Below are 16,426 nucleotides of genomic sequence, written 5' to 3' on the forward strand. Positions count from 1 at the left end.
CACACCCGCCACCGTGGCAGCCGCCGCAGGCGACAACCCCAAGCTCAGCGCCGCCAGAACCTCCTCATGGGCGGACTTGGGAACCTCTTTGCTGCCGTACTTGCGAAACCCCATCGGACAACACCCCTAACCGAATCAGGTGTTGCAGCGACCGATTGAGTCTGAGTCGACATCCACGACCCACCTGCAGAAGTCGGCGTGGTCGAGCAATGGCGGCTTATCATCGCCTGGCGGGCAGACGGACGGAGGTCGGCGACGAGCGGCAACGACCACGGGGTCACCCTGCGCCAACTGCGCTACTTCGCCGTGCTGGCTGAGGAGCTGAACTTTCGGCGTGCCGCTGAGAAGCTGTTCATCACCCAGCCCGCGCTGTCGACCGCCATCAAGGCACTCGAGCACCAGACCGGTGCGACGTTGTTGCGCCGCAATACCCGCGAAGTGGCGTTGACCGAGGTCGGCGCGGCCTTCCTGCCCGTTGCTCGCGACGCGCTCCGGGCCGTCGATTCGGCCGTCGACGGCCTCGTCGCGCTGTCCCGGCGCAATCGTCACATCCGCCTTGGCTATCTGATCGGCACCGGCGCCGACGTGCTGTTCCGACTGGTCCGGCACTTCGAAACCGCTCACCCCGAAATCAAAGTGGAGACAAAGGAATTCGACTTCACCGACCCGACCGCGGGGCTCGCCGACGGCACCACGGAGGTCGCGATCATCCGGCCGCCGGTGGACCTGCCAGAACACCGCATGCTGATCCTGGACGCCGAGGACTGGGTGGCCTGCCTGCCACGGGACCACCGATTCGCTCAACGCAGCGAGGTATCGATCGCCGAACTCCTCGACGATCCGATCGTCGTCGCGCCAGGCAGCGCCGGCCGTTGGCGCGACTACTGGATGGCGATGGACGCCCGCGGAGGACGGCCGCCGACCATCGCCGCCGTCGCCTCCACCTACGAGGAGGAGACCACGACGATCGCGCGCGGTCTCGGCATCAGCTTCACCAGCCAGGCCAGCGCCCGGCTCTACGACAGGCAGGGCATCACGTACGTCCCGATCGTCGATCGACGCCGCAACTACACCGCGCTCGCCTGGCATCCCGCACGGTTGAGCAAGGATGCCGACGCGCTCATCCGTCAGGTCCGCGACGAGTGGAACTTCGAAGAAGGCCAATCACCCGAACGGCCGGCGACCTACAGCTGATAAGTCGAATTTATCAATAGATCAGTATTTGGAACTTCCGTCACCGCCACCCCATGCGGTTGTCTCGACACATTCGACTACGAGGTCGTGGCCTGCCAAACCTGATCTGGAGCACCCGATGACCGACACCGCTTCACCGATGACTCCCCCGTCCCCCCTCAGCGACGAAGACGCCAAGCTGGCTCAGTTCGGCTACGCCCAAAAGCTCGACCGCTCGGTCGGCAGGCTCGCCTCCTTCGCCATCGGCTTCGCCACCATCAGTGCGACCACCGCTGTCTTCACCGGCTTCGGTGCGGGTTACTTCACCGCGGGCGGACCCTTCGTGTGGACGCTGCTGCTCGCCGCCGCGGTGTTCGTGATCTGGACGCTGATCGCCGCCGACCTGACCGCGAAGATCCCCCTGGCCGGCTATTCGTACCAGTGGACCAGTCGCCTCGTCGGCTCGACGATGGCGCTGTTCACCGGTGTGCTGGCCCTTGCAGGCTGGATCTGCGGCATGACCGGCGTCGGCTACATTCTGTCCGGTTACCTCGGCAGCCTGTTCGGCTGGAACATGAGCCAGACGGCGCAGATCCTCGTCGCCATCGGCGTGATGGCGGTCTGCATGCTCATCAACCTCTACGGCGTGCGGTTCGCCACGATGGTCAACAACATCGGCGTAAGCCTTGAGTTCGTCATCACCGTCGGCGCAACGATTCTCGTCGCCATCGTCGCGTTCTCCTCGCCGGACAACCACCAATCCGTCTCGGTGCTCTTCACCGGCGGCACGTCGGACGGCAGTACCCCGTACGTCCTGGCCTGGCTGGCTGCGTCGCTCGGCCCGTTCTTCGGGCTCATCGGAGTGGAGGCCAGCGCGGACATCGCCGAAGAGACCGTCAACGCCCGCCACGTGATTCCGCGAACGATGTTCTACGCGTTGACGGCGTCGATCGTCATCGAGTTCGGCATGTACGTCGTCTACGTGCTGGCGATCAAGAATGCCGACGCCGTTGCGGCCGCGACTGCTGCGCCCATCGAGGAGATCATCACCCAGCAGGTCGGCCCGGTCATCAGCAAGATCGTCGTCGCCGTGGCCCTGACCAACGTGTTGGCGTGCATCCTGGCCAACATTCTGGTCGCCACCCGGCTGACCTATTCGATGGCGCGCGACAACATGCTGCCGTTCTCCCACGTCTGGCGGCACGTGTCCCCGTCGAACCGCACGCCAACGTACGCGGTGCTCGGAATCTTCGGTTTTTCGACGATCCTGCTGCTCTTCGCACTAGTCAGCGAGAAGGCGTTCTTCCTCATCCTCGGGCTCTCCTCGCTGGCGGTCTGCGCGATGTACCTCCTGCAGACAGTCGCGGTGATGATCGCCACCCGTCGGGGAACCATCCCTGCGCCCGAGCCGAAGACGTTCGACCTCGGCAAGGCCCGTGTGCCGGTGGCCATCATCGCGGCCATCTGCTTCACGTGCGTGTGCGCGGCGCTGATCCTCCTCCCGCAGTTCGCCGGCAACGGCTACGTGTTCGGTGGCCTGCTGGTGCTCGTCACGCTCTGGGCCTGCACGGGATTGCGTAAGCGGCTCGCCACCGGCGAAGCAGGGCCCGATTACGCCAAGACCCACACCTCCTGAAATTCACTGGCCAGCAAAGGAATTAGCTGAAATGACTCTCACCACCAGCCTCTCGAGCAACCTCGTCGCCGTCGAGCCGGGCGCGATCCGCGAAGACACCCCACCCGGTTCGGTGATCCAGTACAGCGATTACGAGCTCGACACCACCAGCCCGTTCGCCGGCGGAGTGGCCTGGATCGAAGGCGAGTACATCCCCGCCGAAGAGGCCAAGATCTCGATCTTCGACACCGGCTTCGGGCACTCGGACGTCACCTACACCGTGGCGCATGTCTGGCACGGCAACATCTTCCGGCTCGGCGATCACCTCGACCGACTACTGGACGGAGCGGCCAAACTCCGCCTCGACGCCGGCATGAGCAAGGCCGAACTGGCCGAGATCACCAAGAAGTGCGTGTCCATGTCGCAACTGCGTGAGTCCTTCGTCAACCTGAGCGTGACGCGTGGCTACGGAAAGAAGAAGGGCGAGAAGGACCTGTCCAAACTCACCCATCAGGTCTACATCTACGCGATCCCCTACCTGTGGGCGTTCCCTCCGCAGGAGCAGATCTTCGGCACCACCGCGATCGTGCCGCGCCACGTCCGCCGGGCCGGCCGCAACACCGTCGACCCGACCATCAAGAACTACCAGTGGGGCGACCTGACGGCGGCGAGCTTCGAGGCCAAGGACCGCGGTGCTCGCACCGCGATCCTGCTCGACTCCGACAACTGCGTGGCCGAAGGCCCCGGCTTCAACGTCTGCGTCGTCAAGGACGGCAAGATCGTCTCGCCGTCGCGGAACGCCCTGCCCGGCATCACCCGTAAGACGGTCTTCGAGCTTGCCGACGAGATGGGCATCGAGGCCACGCTGCGTGACGTCACCAGCCACGAGCTGTACGACGCCGACGAACTGATGGCCGTCACCACCGCGGGTGGGGTCACCCCCATCAACAGCCTCGACGGCGAGAAGATCGGCAAGGGGGATCGGGCTGGCGAACCCGGCCCCGTCACCGTTGCCATCCGAGATCGCTTCTGGGCGTTGATGGATGAGCCAGGCCCGCTGATCGAGGCGATCCAGTACTGAGACCAATCCCAGCGGGGACCTACCCCAGCGAGACGAGGTCTTCGACGGAGTCGATCGGGAGCATGCCCTCGACCCAGGCCGTGACGTTGATGCTGGTGAGGTTGATCGCGCCACCGTGGTTGTCCAGGAAGGCGGTGTCGGCGGCGTCGCGGCCGGTGGCGATGCGCACCATCGACTGCCGCGGCGCCAGACACGTCGCGTCGACGACCCGCCACAGCCCGTCGACGTAGGCCTCGGCGACGGCGTGGAAGTCCATCGGATAGCAGCCCGGTGCGTACACCGCGACGAGGCGGGCGGGCACGTTGACCGCCCGCAGCAGGGCGATGACCAGATGCGCATAGTCACGGCACACGCCCTGGCCGGCGAGTACGGTGTCGGCCGCACCGTCGATGGGGTCGCTCGACCCCGGCACGTACTGCAGCCGAGTCCCGACCCAGGACGACACCTTCGCGAGTAGGGCAGATGACTTCGCCAGTTTGCCGAATTCCGTTGCGGCGAAACCGTAGAACTTGTCGGCCTCCGCGTAGCGGCTCGGCCTCAGGTAGGTGGAGAGATCGATTTCGGTGACCGGCGCAGGCTCGGCCTGGCCGATGATCGTCGCCTGGTAGTTCGCCAGGACCGTTCCCGTGCCCGACTCGAACTTGTGAATCCGGGTGCCGTGCTGGCCGACCAGTTCGATCGGCTGGATTGCATTGCCATTCAACGTGAATGACAACTCCTCGGTCACCTCGGCACCTGGTTGCGGCGCTACCGCAATCTGAAACTCGAGGGTCGTCGGGTCGAAGACCTCGACCTGGAGCTGAGCGCCGACCTCACGCCTCATGGGATCACCAAGACTTTCCGTGCTCGTACTGGGCAGAAGCGCGGTAAGCGCATCGCGTCGGCTCATCGTTACCCGGGGCGGGCTCGGGCGAAACACGAATCGGACACGTGCCGACCAAGCTCACACCGGCGTGACGCCTCAGAGCTTAGGGGACGATCGAGTCGACGTATCCCCCGTCGACGCGGACCGCCGCTCCGGTGGTGGCCGATGCGAGCGGCGAACTCAGGTAGGTGACCATGGCGGCGATCTCGTCGGGCTCGATCAAGCGTTGCAAGAGCGACTGCGGTCGGTGCTTGCGCATGAACTCGCGCTGCGCCTCTTCCCATGGCAGCGACGAGTCCACCAGCTGATAGACGAAGTCCTCCACCCCCGCAGTGTGGGTGGGTCCCGCGATCACGGAGTTCACGGTGACCCCCGTACCGGCCGCGTCCTTGGCGAAGCCCCGCGACACCGCGAGCAGCGCCGTCTTGGACATGCCGTAGTGGATCATCTCCTCCGGAATGACGATCGCCGAGTCACTGGCGATCTGAAGCACCCGGCCCCAACCGCGCTCGGTCATTCCCGGCAGGTAGGTGCGGATGAGGCGTACCGCGGACAGGACGTTCACGTCGAAGTAGCGGCGCCACTCGTCGTCGGTGATCTCGCGGGCAGGCACCGCGCCGAAGATGCCGAGATTGTTGACGAGGACGTCCACGGCAGGCAGTTCCTCGACAAGGCCCGCGACACCGTCTGCGGTGGTGACGTCGGCCGCGATGCCGATCACCTGCCCCTGAGTGGCCTTGCTCAGTTCGGCGACCGCCTCGCCGACGCGGGCCGACGTGCGGCCGTTCACGACGACGCGGGCGCCGCTCTCGGCGAGCCCCTTGGCGATCGCCAGGCCGATGCCCTGGGTGGAGCCGGTCACCAGTGCAGTCTTGCCAGTCAGGTCGATGTTCACGCCGGAGTACTACCACCATTGCCGGTGAACTATTCCTGGCGCACAACGCTTTCACAGGGGACTGTGTCACCGTTTCGGAAAGGACCGTTCCGCCTGAGCAGCGTCGCGAGGTGACGGTTAGACCCCCGCTGATGCTGAGGAGATCTTTGTGCGCCGGTTGTTCATCACGGCTTTCATGGCGGTTCTACTGCCCGTACTAGTAGGTATCACCGGCGGCGCCGCCACGGCGAACGCCTTCTCCCGGCCGGGACTTCCGGTCGAATACCTGATGGTCCCGTCGGCAGGCATGGGCCGCGACATCAAGGTCCAGTTCCAGAGCGGCGGTCCCAACTCTCCAGCCGTCTACTTGCTCGACGGCCTGCGCGCGCAGGACGACTTCAACGGCTGGGACATCAACACCCCTGCCTTCGAGTGGTACTACCAGTCGGGCCTCTCGGTGGTCATGCCCGTCGGCGGGCAGTCCAGCTTCTACAGCGACTGGTACCAGCCGGCCTGCGGTAAGACCGGTTGCCAGACCTACAAGTGGGAGACGTTCCTGACCCAGGAGCTGCCCGCGTACCTGGCTAGCGAGAAGCAGGTCAAGCCGACCGGAAGCGCCGCGGTCGGGCTCTCGATGGCAGGCTCGGCGTCGCTGACGCTGGCGATCTACCACCCCGAGCAATTCCCGTATGCCGCGTCGCTGTCGGGATTCCTGAACCCCTCCGAGGGGTCGTGGCCATTCCTGATCAATGTGTCGATGGGTGACGCGGGCGGCTACAAGGCCAACGACATGTGGGGCCCAACGGAAGACCCGAACAGCGCCTGGAAGCGCAACGACCCGATGGTCAACCTTTCGAAGCTGGTCGCCAACGGCACCCGGCTCTGGATCTACTGCGGTAACGGCACGCCGGACGAACTCGGCGGGAACAACCTCCCCGCCAAGTTCCTCGAAGGCCTGACGATCCGGACCAACCGAACCTTCCAGGACAACTACCTCGCTGCCGGCGGCAACAACGCCGTCTTCAACTTCCCGGACAGCGGCACGCACGACTGGGGATACTGGGGTCAGCAGTTGCAGGCAATGAAGCCCGACATCCAGCGGGTGCTTGGCGCCACGCCGACCACCACCTAGCCGACCACCACCTAGCCGACCACGACCTAGACCCCAGCGGAGAGCGCCATGGCTGGCACCGACGACGTCGTGACCGAGCGACGTCGTCGGTGCGCGGTCAGCGTCCTTGGCGGTCCCACCGTCGTCGTCGACGTCGCGGGGCTTCGGATCGTCATGGACCCCACATTCGATCCGCCGGGTCCTCATGCCTATCTGACGAAGACGGCGGGCCCGACCGTCGCGGCCGCCACCCTCGGGGTCGTCGACGTCGTGCTGGTCAGCCACGACGACCACCCCGACAACCTCGACGACGCGGGCCGCGCGCTGGCATTGTCCGTACCCCGGGTGATCACCAATCCTGGTGCGGCGCAACGACTCGGGCCGCACGCTCGGGGATTGGCGCCATGGCAGACGATCGAGATCGGCGGCCTTCGGGTGCAAACCGTTCCGGCCGTGCACGGGCCGGCGGACGGCGCACGCAACGAGGACGGCCACGTCAACTGCGAGGTCACCGGATTCGTCTTGGCCGGGGAGGCACTGCCGACCATCTACCTCAGTGGCGACAACGCTTCGCTCGCGGCGGTGAAGTCAGTGGCCGACAGGGTCGGCGCGATCGACGTCGCGGTGCTGTTCGTCGGTGCGGCGAGGGTCCCGTCGAAGGAACGCGGTCGCCCGTTGACCCTGACGAGCGCTCGGGCCGCGGCGGCCGCCGAAGTTCTGGGCGCGCGCGTGGTCGTCGCGGCGCACCTCGACTCCTGGGCCCACTTCAGCGAAGGCATGGACGACGTCGTCGCGGCGTTCGACGAGGCGGGCATCAGCGGCCTGCTCGACAAGACACCGCGCGGCCACTGGACCGACCTCTGACTATTCGTCGGCTCCGCCGACCTCTGACTATTCGTCGGCTCCGCCGACCTCGATATCCTTCAATTCGCGCTTCAGGATCTTCCCGGTGGGATTGCGCGGCAACTCGTCGAGGAAGATCACCTCGCGCGGGACCTTGTAGCGAGCCAGGTTGTCCTTGACGTAGGTCTTGATCGCATCCTCGTCGACCGAGGCGCCCTCGGTCTTGACGACGAACGCACGCAGCCGGTGACCCCACTCCTTGTCCTCGACGCCAAGCGCGGTGGCCTCGACCACCTCGGGGTGCCCGCTGATCAGATCCTCGACCTCGGCCGGGAAGACGTTCTCGCCACCACAGACGATCATCTCGTCGTCGCGGCCGCTGACGTAGAGCAGCCCGTGCTCGTCGAAGTAGCCGACGTCGCCGGAGGACATCAGACCGTCGATGATCGCCTTGTGGCCGCCGCCGGTATAGCCCTCGAACGGGAAGGTGTTGCCGACGAAGATGCGGCCGACCTCGCCCTTGGCCACCTCCTTGCCGTTGTCGTCGAACAGCTTGACCTTGACCCCCTTGACGACGGGTCCCACCGTCGAGGGGTTGATCGAGAGGTCCTTGGGCCTGGCGATGGTCGCGAACGCGATCTCCGTGGAGCCGTACAGGTTGTAGACGACGGGGCCGAGATCCTTGAGCGCGCGGGTAGCGAGCTCGCCACCGAGCTGGGACCCGGACACGAAGACGATGCGCAGGCTCGAAAGGTTGGGCTTGGGGCTGGTCTTCTCGAGCTCGTCCAGGATGCGCGACAGCATCACCGGCACCACGACCAGGGCCGTCACGTTGTTCTTCTCGATGTCGGCGAGCACCGTGGCCGGCTTGAATCGCCTGCGCAGCACCAGCGTGCTGCCCAACATCATCGCGATGGTGGCGTGCAGGAAGCCGAGCGCATGGAACATCGGGGCCGGAAGCGAGGTCACCTCACCTGCCTTGAAGGGCACGTGCGAGAGCACGCCGCCGATGGGCGCCAGCGACGGCGGGCTGCTCCGGTTGGCGCCCTTGGGCGTACCGGTCGTTCCGCTGGTCAGGATGATGATCTTCGAGTGCGCGGTGGACTTCGGCGGCGGCTTCGACTCGCTGCGGGCGATCAGATCGGCCAGCGTCTCGTCGGCGCTCTCCGACGGCTCGTCGTTGTCGGGGTTGGTCGGCAGTGCGCGCAGCTTCCCCAGTTCGGGGCTGGCCGCCGAGCACGCCTTGGTGTACTCGTCGTCGTGGATGATCAACCGGGCTCCCTCGCGCTCGGAGACCTCCTTGATCTGAGGACCCGAGAATTCGCTGTTGAGCAGGATCAACTTGACGCCGACCTTGGCTGCGCCGTACAGCCCGATGAGAAACCAGCGATGGTTGCGGATCAGCAGTGCGACTCCGTCGCCACCCTTGACGCCGAGCTGCAATAGTCCGTTGGCGACCGCATTGGCGGCGTCGTCGAGTTCCTTGAACGTGAGCTCACCATCATCGTCGATGATGGCCGTGCCATTGGGATTTCGACGGGCGTTGAGCGCCGGGATCATTCCGAACTCGCCCCAGCGCCTGATGTCGGCGAGCATCGCGACGGTGTGCTGAGGCGCCTCCAGCTTGAGCGCACCGGCCTCGAACATCTTCCTGGCGTAGTGCAGCTCGGCCGAGCCGCGCTCCAAATACTGTTGCACCTTGGCCGCTGCCTGCAGAGGGAGCTCAGTGAGGTTGGGCATGACCCCACAATATGTGACGCCCGTCGCACGCGGGCCCGACTACTCCGCATCTCCCGTCGCTTCGCTCGCCCCAACGCCCCACAACTAACATTGGCGACATGGCGTCTTCGCTGTCGATGGACATCGGCGGCCGCACGCTGCGCGTCACCAACCCCGACAAGGTCGTCTTCCCGGAGGCGGGCGTGACCAAGCTGGCCCTCATCGAGTACTACCTGTCGGTCGCCGATGGCGCCTTGCGTGGGGTGGCGGGGCGCCCGATGATCCTCAAGCGGTTCGTCAAGGGCATCGCGCAGGAGGCCGTCTTCCAGAAGCGGGCGCCCGAGAACCGACCCGATTGGGTCAACGTCGCCGAGTTGAAGTACGCGTCCGGCACGTCGGCCAAGGAAGCCGTCATCGACGATGCGGCGGGTCTGGCGTGGGCGGTGAACCTCGGCTGCGTCGACCTCAACCCCCATCCGGTCCTGGCCAACGACCTGGAGCACCCCGACGAGTTGCGCGTCGATCTCGATCCGATGCCCGGCGTGGAATGGCAGCAGATCGTCGACGTGGCGTTGGTGGCGCGCGACGTACTGACTGACTACGGCCTGACCGCGTGGCCCAAGACGTCGGGCTCGCGAGGCTTCCACATCTATGCCCGCATCGAACCGAACTGGCCCTACAAGCAGGTGCGGCTGGCGGCCGAGACGATCGCGCGCGAAGTCGAGAGGCGCGCACCGGATTTGGCGACCAGCCGGTGGTGGAAGGAGGAGCGCGAGGGCGTCTTCGTCGACTTCAACCAGAACGCCAAGGACAGGACCGTCGCATCGGCGTACTCGGTGCGTTCGCGACCCGACGCCAGGGTCTCCACCCCGCTGCGCTGGGACGAGGTTCCAAACTGCAGGGCAGAGGCGTTCACGGTGGCGACGGTGCCAGGGCGCTACGCCGACATCGGCGACCCTTGGGAGGGCATGGAGGGCGCGCGCGGCGGCCTCGAGGGTCTGCTTGCCCTTGCGAAGGAACTGGGTCCAGCCGAGAAGGCGCCCAAGGGTGCGCGACGGGGGAATGGCGGACCCGGTCACAGAGTCTCCACGATGCCGCTGATCGAAATCGCCAGGACCAAGACGAAGGACGAGGCGATGGCCGCCCTGGACACGTGGAAGGCGAAGTACGCGTCGGCCGCCGAGCGGCTGGAAGCGATCGACGTGCTGGTCGACGGCATGCGTGGCCCCAGCTCGATCTGGTACCGCGTGCGCATCAATCTTCAGCACGTGCCCGAGGAACGACGGCCACCGCAGGAAGAGCTCATCGCGGACTACTCCCCGTGGGAGGGATACTCGGGCGGCCAGTGGCGCAGGGGCTGATCAGCGACAGAACCGTTTGCTGACCGGCGTCGCGGCGGACTCTTAACGATGTTTTAGGAGTTACTCCCCGGTACCTTAACTTCGCCGCATAACGTCGCTTTCAAGTCGAAGTGACGGCATCGCCGCCTTCTCATTCGGCAACTACCGAAGGGAGGCAGTGCCATGACCGCAACGAGCACCAGCTCAGCATCGAATTCCCGCTTCCGCTATGGAAATCCGTCGGTCGAGTGCAACGGCGCCGAGCTTCACAAGCAATGCCGCCAGCTTGCGACCGTGCTGACCATCACCGGTGCCATCGACGAGGTGAACGTCGGTCTCGTCGTGACCGAGGCAAAGGGCTGCATCATCGCGGAGAAGCCATTCATCCTCGATCTGAGTGGCGTGACCTCATTCGCTGCGCAGGGCATCGGGTTGCTCGACGCCATCGACGAGACCTGCTACGCGGCGGGCGACGAGTGGTCGCTCATCGTCAGCCAGCCGGTGTCGCGGACGCTTCGGCTCTGCGGCGTCGACGACGTCTTTCCTGCGACTGCATCGGTTCCCGAAGCGCTGCACCACTTCTCGGATGTCGCAGGCGAGCGCCGTCGCATTCTCCCCATCCTCACCAAGTCCGCCTGAGCGGAAGGGATTACGACATGTTGATTGACGTCCGCTGGCTGAGGTTCCTCCTGCAGCGCCACCACAAGCCCACCCTGGCGCACCCCGCCCGCTGACTTCCGGGTCCCGGTTCGCCCGCTAACGACGAAACGCCCACCTCCGAGCGACTCCGCTCGGAGGTGGGCGTTTCGCTAGCAGTTGCCGAAGTGAAGCAGTCCCAATGGACCGGTGATGCAGCCACCGCCGCCGTATCCGTAGCCGCCGTAGTCGTACGCCGGTGGCGGTGGCGGACCCCAACCCGGACCGTTGTTCCAGCCGCGGTCGCGGCCGTGGTCGCCCCAGGGTCCTGGCCCGTGGCCCCAGCCGGGGTCCTCCGCCCAGGCAGTCTGGGTCGCGATGGGTGAAGGAGCGGCGTTGGCCACTCCCGTGCCGATGCCGAGTGCTGCGAATCCAAGCGCTCCCGCGATGGCAGTTCCTGCGGCGATTGCCTTCAAGTCGATCATCTGAACCTCTGCTTGCCTAGTACCGGAAGCAGCGAACCTGGATCGTCCACTCGGTCCAAAGCCGTTCCGGGATAACGGAAGCGACAATTAGTTATATCGACTTCCTAATTATGGACGATACGCCGCCTCCCATAAGCAGATGCTGTGTAGAGCGTGTGCATCTTGTCACCGCGGTTCGGGGAATGAAGGGTGCGTGACAGGTGGCACTCCCTCGTCGTCCGACTTCATGGCGGCTTCGCCGGCGGCCACCAGGAGAAGCACCAGGGGAATCGTCAGAAAGGGCTGGACCGCACCGGGGATTGACTTGATCGCGTCGGTCGACGCGGGCGGCAACAACCAAGCCAACGCGAGAAAGAGGTAGTAGAGCAGGGTAGACGTGGCCAAACGAACCACCGCAGAACTCCGTTCCGAGGCGCGCGCCAACGCCGCCGTCAGGCTCCAGACGGTGCCGATTGCGGCGCCCGCCAGCGCGAACACCGCCAGCCAGAGCTTCGCTTGGTCCGGTGCCGGCATCAAGGCGCCGATCAACGGGACCTCGATGACCAGGAACATGACGGCGAACGTCACGGTGATCTCGAAGGCATCGATTGTGGTCTGCAGTTTGACCGCGAGCAGGACGGCAGCGCCCGTCAGAAGAATCGACAGCGCCAGGTCGAAGTTGAGAAGTTCCATGTCCGCTGCCCACAACGGCTTCAACCCTGCGATCACGAGGATCCACGACAACACGGCGCCGAGGTAGATCAACCACGCATACCGTCGCCGCCTGATGGCGATGACGACGATCGCCGCCACGCCTGCCAATAGGCCGACGCCTATCACTGCCCCGCCGACGAGGATGGTCAGCCCGAATTCCGGCGATGGTGTCCCTCCGACGCGAACCGGCCTGGGAATGAGGACCGCTGCACCCATTGCGACGATCGCGGCGGAGGCATACGCGACGAGTCGCGCTCGATGGGCGCGTGCCCTGCCCGCAAGCAACGCGATCCCGATCACGGCTGCGACCCCGATCAGCATCACTGGCTGCCGGACCAACACCAGAGATATCGCGACGACGATGCATAGGGCGACGAGGGGGGCAAGCGACCCGCCGACCAGGATCCCCGCCGTTCGCGACACGGTCAGGTGGTCCGACTTGTTCAGGCGGACGCGATGGTTGACGCCGAACAGCACCGTGACTGCCAGGGCCGTTCCGCCGGCCAGCAGCCATGCCCCCAGCGACGAGCCGAGTGGAGAGTGTGTGGGCGACCGACTCCGCGACAGCGCCCACAGAATGACGATGACTCCTATCTTCACCACGCCGAGGGTCACTACTTGCCAGGGTCTCACCCGTAGGAACCGGACGCCACGTTCACCGCGGTTGCGAATGGCGTCCAAGCCCTTGGCTGCTCCACCGACGGCGACAGCAGGCAGGAAGACAACCGAGGTAAGGGCCGCAAGCACGAGTGCGGGCTTCAACATCACGGTCACCACCGACTCACTGCCCTCGGCGATTAGAACGACGAGTACGAGCGTGAGCGTGAGTAACGTCGGAACGCCGACTGCAGCAGTACGTTTCGGATCCAGCAAGTCAGGTGTCGCGCGCCCGAAGCGGTGTAGCACGTACACGCTAGTGACGGCGAGACAGAACCACAGACCCAGCGATGCCACCATGCCTACCTTGGACGCCAAGGCACTCAGATCTATTAGGGTTACCGACGCGACGAGTACGACCAGGCCGCCATACGGCAGCAACCACTCCAGGCCAGCCCACATGCGTCCCGTAGCTCCACGTGCCGCCGGCGCGCGGAACGCGCCGGCAAAAGTGGTCAGTGGCAGCAATAGGCCGATGAAAATAACCATTCCGCTGACGTCGTACCAGAATCCGGGCTTCGCGGGATTCACCGGACCACGACCGAAGATCAGCAGGCTGGTCAGCACCACCGCGACGCCGCTGAACCCGATAAGTGTCAAGGCGAGGGCGCGGTGAGCCGGCGCAATCTCATTGAGCCGTCTGTCCCGCAGGCCCTTTCTGAGCGCGTCGAGCCTGCCGACAGGCAATGGCCGATCTGCCGATGTCGTTGGTCCAACGGCGGATCCGTCCCCCATGCTTCCCCCCGGGTCCGAGCAGGGCCAGATTGCTTGGCCCCCATCATCTTCCCTCGGCCGTAGACGCTTTCACGCATTTTCCTGCCGATCCCGTGCGCCTACCGACCCTTCGCGATGCCCTTGAGTCCGACGAAGGTCTCTCGCAACAGGTCGGTGAGCTCACGGTCGTTGGATTCGCCGACCCATCGGCCGAAGGCAACCTTGAACACCGCAATGCCCGCCTCGGCGGTCAACAGTGCGGCGGCCTCGTCGACCCCGCGGCCGCGCAGCGCCTCCGCGACAGCGGCCGCCAGCGACGCGAGTTTGATCAGCTCGCGTTCCTGAAGGCTCGGATTCGCATCGATGACCGCTTGGCGCCGTCTCGAGTGCTCGATGCGGCCGTCGAAGAATGTGGCGGTGGCGGCGAGCGCTTCTCCCACCGCGTCGATGGGCGCCAGCGAGTCCGGCGCGTTCGCGACCGCGCTTCCGAACAGGTCACGAAGCGCCTCGGAGCCCGAGAACAACACCTCACGCTTGTCGGCGAAGTATCGGAAGAACGTTCGCTCCGTGAGCCCTGCACGCTCGGCGATGTCCGCCACCGCGGTCGGCTCGAAGCCGCGTTCGGCGTACAGCTCCAGCGCCGCCTGCTGAAGGCGGCCCTGCGCGTCTGGTTGCCACCGGCCCATTCGGCGATGCTAGTTGATGACAGCGACTGACATCACCGCTATGGTGGTGATGACAGTAACTGACATCAGATTGTGGAGGTCATCATGCGCGTTCTCGTCACCGGTGCGTCCGGGTGGATCGGCACCGCCGTCGTTCCCGAACTCCTCGGCGCGGGCCATCAGGTCGTCGGCCTCGCCCGGTCGGACGCATCGGCAGCCGCCCTCGAGGCCGCAGGTGCGCAGGTCCACCTGGGTAGCCTCGACGACGTCGACGGCCTGCGTACCGCCGCCGCAGCCGCGGACGGCGTCATTCATCTCGCGTTCAAGCACGACATCGCCTTCTCCGGGGACTTCGACGGAGCCGTCGCGGCGGACCGGAAGGCCATCGAGGCGATCGGAGATGCGCTCGAGGGGTCCGACCGGCCGTTCGTGATCGCCTCCGGAGTCATGGGCGTCGCACCTGGAAGGTTGGCCACCGAAGAGGACGGCCGGGACGTCGATCCGGGGTCCATCGGCGGCGGTCCCCTTGGTCGACAGGCCAACGCACAACTGGTGCTCTCGCTGGCTTCTCGCGGCGTGCGGTCGTCCGTTCTGCGGCTTCCGCCGACCACCCACGGCGACGGTGACAACGGCTTCGTCGCCACCCAGGTAGGGATCGCCCGCGGCAAGGGCGTGTCGGGCTACCTCGACGCCGGGGCCAATCGCTGGCCCGCCGTTCACCGGTCCGACGCCGCCCGTCTCTTCCGCCTCGCGGTGGAAGGCGCCCCAGCAGGCTCGGTGCTTCATGCAGTCGATGACGAGGGCGTACCCGTGCGCGACATCGCCGAGGTGATAGGCAGAAAGCTGCAGATCCCCACGGCTTCGATCGCCTCGGAGCACGCGGGAGCACACTTCGGTTGGCTGGCACCCTTTCTCGGCAGCGACGGCCCCGCGTCCAGCGTGCTGACTCGCAAGTTACTCGGCTGGCACCCCACCGGTCCTGGACTCCTCGACGATCTGAACGATGGTCACTACTTCGACGTTTGACATCTGCTGACGTCGGGGTAAATACGGTGGATGACCGAACGAGACGACCTGGCTCCGCCTGAACCGCCTGCTGCCGGCGCCTCGAGTGGAGGCACGCCGATCAGCGGCGATCCGTCCCTCGAACTCTTCGGAAACGGCTGGACCCCGGCTCGAGAGTCGCCGCCCGCCACCGACTCCTACCGAGGACGACACCGCGCCGAGGACGCCTAGCGAAGTCTCGCCGAGAGGTAGGGCGCAGTTCTGCTCTCTTGGACCTTCGCAATGTCATGCGGCGTGCCGGCCGCCACCACTCGGCCGCCGGCACCACCGGCGCCAGGACCGAGGTCGATCACCCAGTCCGCACCCGCCACTACGCCCATGTCGTGTTCCGCGACGACGACGGTGTTGCCCGCGTCGACCAATCGGTGTAGTTGCCGCTCCAGCAGTTCGACGTCGGCCGGGTGCAGTCCGGTCGTCGGCTCGTCGAGGACGTAGAACGTGTGTCCGCGGCGGGCTCGCTGCAACTCCGACGCCAGCTTGATGCGCTGCGCCTCGCCGCCCGACAACTCGGTGGCGGGCTGCCCGAGCCGCAGATAGCCCAACCCGACCTCCCGCAGAGTCGCAAGGCTGCGCACCGCGCCGGGAACGTCTGCCAGGAAGTCGGCGGCCTCGTCGACGGTCATCGCGAGGACGTCGGCGATCGTGCGACCGCGATAGCTCACCTGCAGCGTCTCTTCCGAATACCGCGCGCCGTGACAGGTCGGGCAGGACGCGTAAGTGCCTGGGAGGAAGAGCAATTCGACGGCGACGAAGCCCTCGCCTTGGCACGTCGGACACCGACCTTCCGCGACGTTGAAGGAGAACCGGCCTGCGCTCCACCCGCGGCGGCGTGCCTCGTCGGTCGCCGCGAACGCCTTGCGGACGGCGTCGAACATGCCGGTGTAGGTGGC

General features: G+C 65.9%; 15 protein-coding genes and 1 pseudogene. 9 read left to right on the top strand and 7 right to left on the bottom strand.

Annotated features, from left to right (window positions below):
* The first annotated feature begins 198 nt into the window (after positions 1-198).
* From QOD90_RS13430 to QOD90_RS13440, 3 genes are all read left to right on the top strand, one after another.
* A complete protein-coding gene (locus QOD90_RS13430; RefSeq protein ID WP_526350428.1) occupies positions 199-1,194 on the top strand; it encodes a LysR family transcriptional regulator in 996 nt (331 codons plus the stop codon).
* 118 nt (positions 1,195-1,312) lie between these two features.
* Positions 1,313-2,809 carry an amino acid permease gene (locus QOD90_RS13435; protein ID WP_526350430.1) on the top strand — a complete coding sequence of 499 codons (1,497 nt, stop codon included), beginning with the start codon at positions 1,313-1,315 and terminating at the stop codon, positions 2,807-2,809.
* Positions 2,810-2,840: 31 nt separating this feature from the next.
* Positions 2,841-3,869, top strand: coding sequence for an aminotransferase class IV (locus tag QOD90_RS13440; protein WP_526350432.1), 1,029 nt, complete (start codon positions 2,841-2,843; stop codon positions 3,867-3,869).
* Between the two features lie 19 nt (positions 3,870-3,888).
* Here QOD90_RS13440 and QOD90_RS13445 read toward each other — a convergent pair whose 3' ends face one another.
* Together QOD90_RS13445 and QOD90_RS13450 are read right to left on the bottom strand one after the other, a co-directional pair.
* Entirely contained in the window at positions 3,889-4,692 is an 804-nt protein-coding gene (locus QOD90_RS13445; RefSeq protein WP_526350434.1) for a transglutaminase-like domain-containing protein, read from the bottom strand.
* Between the two features lie 145 nt (positions 4,693-4,837).
* Positions 4,838-5,629, bottom strand: a complete 792-nt coding sequence (locus tag QOD90_RS13450) for an SDR family NAD(P)-dependent oxidoreductase (protein ID WP_526350436.1) — start codon at positions 5,627-5,629, stop codon at positions 4,838-4,840.
* Positions 5,630-5,804: 175 nt separating this feature from the next.
* Here QOD90_RS13450 and QOD90_RS13455 point away from each other — a divergent pair, with 175 nt between their 5' ends.
* Both QOD90_RS13455 and QOD90_RS13460 read left to right on the top strand, forming a co-directional pair.
* Positions 5,805-6,740, top strand: coding sequence for an alpha/beta hydrolase (locus tag QOD90_RS13455; RefSeq protein WP_526350438.1), 936 nt, complete (start codon positions 5,805-5,807; stop codon positions 6,738-6,740).
* Positions 6,741-6,809: 69 nt separating this feature from the next.
* Positions 6,810-7,583, top strand: a complete 774-nt coding sequence (locus QOD90_RS13460; protein WP_526350456.1) for an MBL fold metallo-hydrolase — start codon at positions 6,810-6,812, stop codon at positions 7,581-7,583.
* Positions 7,584-7,610: 27 nt separating this feature from the next.
* Here QOD90_RS13460 and fadD2 read toward each other — a convergent pair whose 3' ends face one another.
* A complete protein-coding gene (gene fadD2, locus QOD90_RS13465; RefSeq protein WP_526350440.1) occupies positions 7,611-9,302 on the bottom strand; it encodes a long-chain-fatty-acid--CoA ligase FadD2 in 1,692 nt (563 codons plus the stop codon).
* 98 nt (positions 9,303-9,400) lie between these two features.
* On the opposite strand from fadD2, the gene ligD reads away from it, so the two are divergent.
* Together ligD and QOD90_RS13475 are read left to right on the top strand one after the other, a co-directional pair.
* A complete protein-coding gene (gene ligD / locus QOD90_RS13470; RefSeq protein WP_526350442.1) occupies positions 9,401-10,642 on the top strand; it encodes a non-homologous end-joining DNA ligase in 1,242 nt (413 codons plus the stop codon).
* Positions 10,643-10,804: 162 nt separating this feature from the next.
* Positions 10,805-11,260, top strand: a complete 456-nt coding sequence (locus QOD90_RS13475; RefSeq protein ID WP_526350444.1) for an STAS domain-containing protein — start codon at positions 10,805-10,807, stop codon at positions 11,258-11,260.
* A gap of 170 nt (positions 11,261-11,430) precedes the next feature.
* Here QOD90_RS13475 and QOD90_RS13480 read toward each other — a convergent pair whose 3' ends face one another.
* The 3 genes from QOD90_RS13480 to QOD90_RS13490 form a co-directional block, all read right to left on the bottom strand.
* The gene (locus QOD90_RS13480; RefSeq protein ID WP_526350446.1) at positions 11,431-11,742 is read right to left on the bottom strand and encodes a hypothetical protein; all 312 of its coding nucleotides are present in this window, start codon (positions 11,740-11,742) and stop codon (positions 11,431-11,433) included.
* A gap of 165 nt (positions 11,743-11,907) precedes the next feature.
* The gene (locus tag QOD90_RS13485) at positions 11,908-13,692 is read right to left on the bottom strand and encodes a hypothetical protein (RefSeq protein WP_526350448.1); all 1,785 of its coding nucleotides are present in this window, start codon (positions 13,690-13,692) and stop codon (positions 11,908-11,910) included.
* 233 nt (positions 13,693-13,925) lie between these two features.
* Positions 13,926-14,492 carry a TetR family transcriptional regulator gene (locus tag QOD90_RS13490; RefSeq protein WP_526350450.1) on the bottom strand — a complete coding sequence of 189 codons (567 nt, stop codon included), beginning with the start codon at positions 14,490-14,492 and terminating at the stop codon, positions 13,926-13,928.
* 84 nt (positions 14,493-14,576) lie between these two features.
* Between QOD90_RS13490 and QOD90_RS13495 the strand changes: the two genes are divergently transcribed.
* Together QOD90_RS13495 and QOD90_RS13500 are read left to right on the top strand one after the other, a co-directional pair.
* Complete coding sequence (locus QOD90_RS13495; RefSeq protein ID WP_526350452.1) at positions 14,577-15,497, top strand: SDR family oxidoreductase; 921 nt, start codon at positions 14,577-14,579, stop codon at positions 15,495-15,497.
* 30 nt (positions 15,498-15,527) lie between these two features.
* Entirely contained in the window at positions 15,528-15,707 is a 180-nt protein-coding gene (locus tag QOD90_RS13500; RefSeq protein ID WP_526350454.1) for a hypothetical protein, read from the top strand.
* On the opposite strand, the pseudogene QOD90_RS13505 reads toward QOD90_RS13500, so the two are convergent.
* Positions 15,704-16,426: pseudogene (locus QOD90_RS13505) on the bottom strand (ABC transporter); the annotation flags it as partial. The gene QOD90_RS13500 and the pseudogene QOD90_RS13505 sit on opposite strands and share 4 nt — an antisense overlap.

It is taken from the genome of Mycobacterium sp. (assembly GCF_032161845.1).
Classification (GTDB): Bacteria; Actinomycetota; Actinomycetes; order Mycobacteriales; family Mycobacteriaceae; genus Mycobacterium.

Bases quoted from the DNA above. Each gene is read 5' to 3' on its own strand.
- QOD90_RS13435 (WP_526350430.1), top strand. From the start codon at position 1,313: ATGACCGACACCGCTTCACCGATGACTCCCCCGTCCCCCCTCAGCGAC.
- QOD90_RS13475 (WP_526350444.1), top strand. From the start codon at position 10,805: ATGACCGCAACGAGCACCAGCTCAGCATCGAATTCCCGCTTCCGCTAT.
- QOD90_RS13500 (WP_526350454.1), top strand. From the start codon at position 15,528: ATGACCGAACGAGACGACCTGGCTCCGCCTGAACCGCCTGCTGCCGGC.
- QOD90_RS13495 (WP_526350452.1), top strand. From the start codon at position 14,577: ATGCGCGTTCTCGTCACCGGTGCGTCCGGGTGGATCGGCACCGCCGTC.
- ligD (WP_526350442.1), top strand. From the start codon at position 9,401: ATGGCGTCTTCGCTGTCGATGGACATCGGCGGCCGCACGCTGCGCGTC.
- QOD90_RS13455 (WP_526350438.1), top strand. From the start codon at position 5,805: ATGGCGGTTCTACTGCCCGTACTAGTAGGTATCACCGGCGGCGCCGCC.
- fadD2 (WP_526350440.1), bottom strand. From the start codon at position 9,302: ATGCCCAACCTCACTGAGCTCCCTCTGCAGGCAGCGGCCAAGGTGCAA.
- QOD90_RS13445 (WP_526350434.1), bottom strand. From the start codon at position 4,692: ATGAGGCGTGAGGTCGGCGCTCAGCTCCAGGTCGAGGTCTTCGACCCG.
- QOD90_RS13490 (WP_526350450.1), bottom strand. From the start codon at position 14,492: ATGGGCCGGTGGCAACCAGACGCGCAGGGCCGCCTTCAGCAGGCGGCG.
- QOD90_RS13440 (WP_526350432.1), top strand. From the start codon at position 2,841: ATGACTCTCACCACCAGCCTCTCGAGCAACCTCGTCGCCGTCGAGCCG.
- QOD90_RS13480 (WP_526350446.1), bottom strand. From the start codon at position 11,742: ATGATCGACTTGAAGGCAATCGCCGCAGGAACTGCCATCGCGGGAGCG.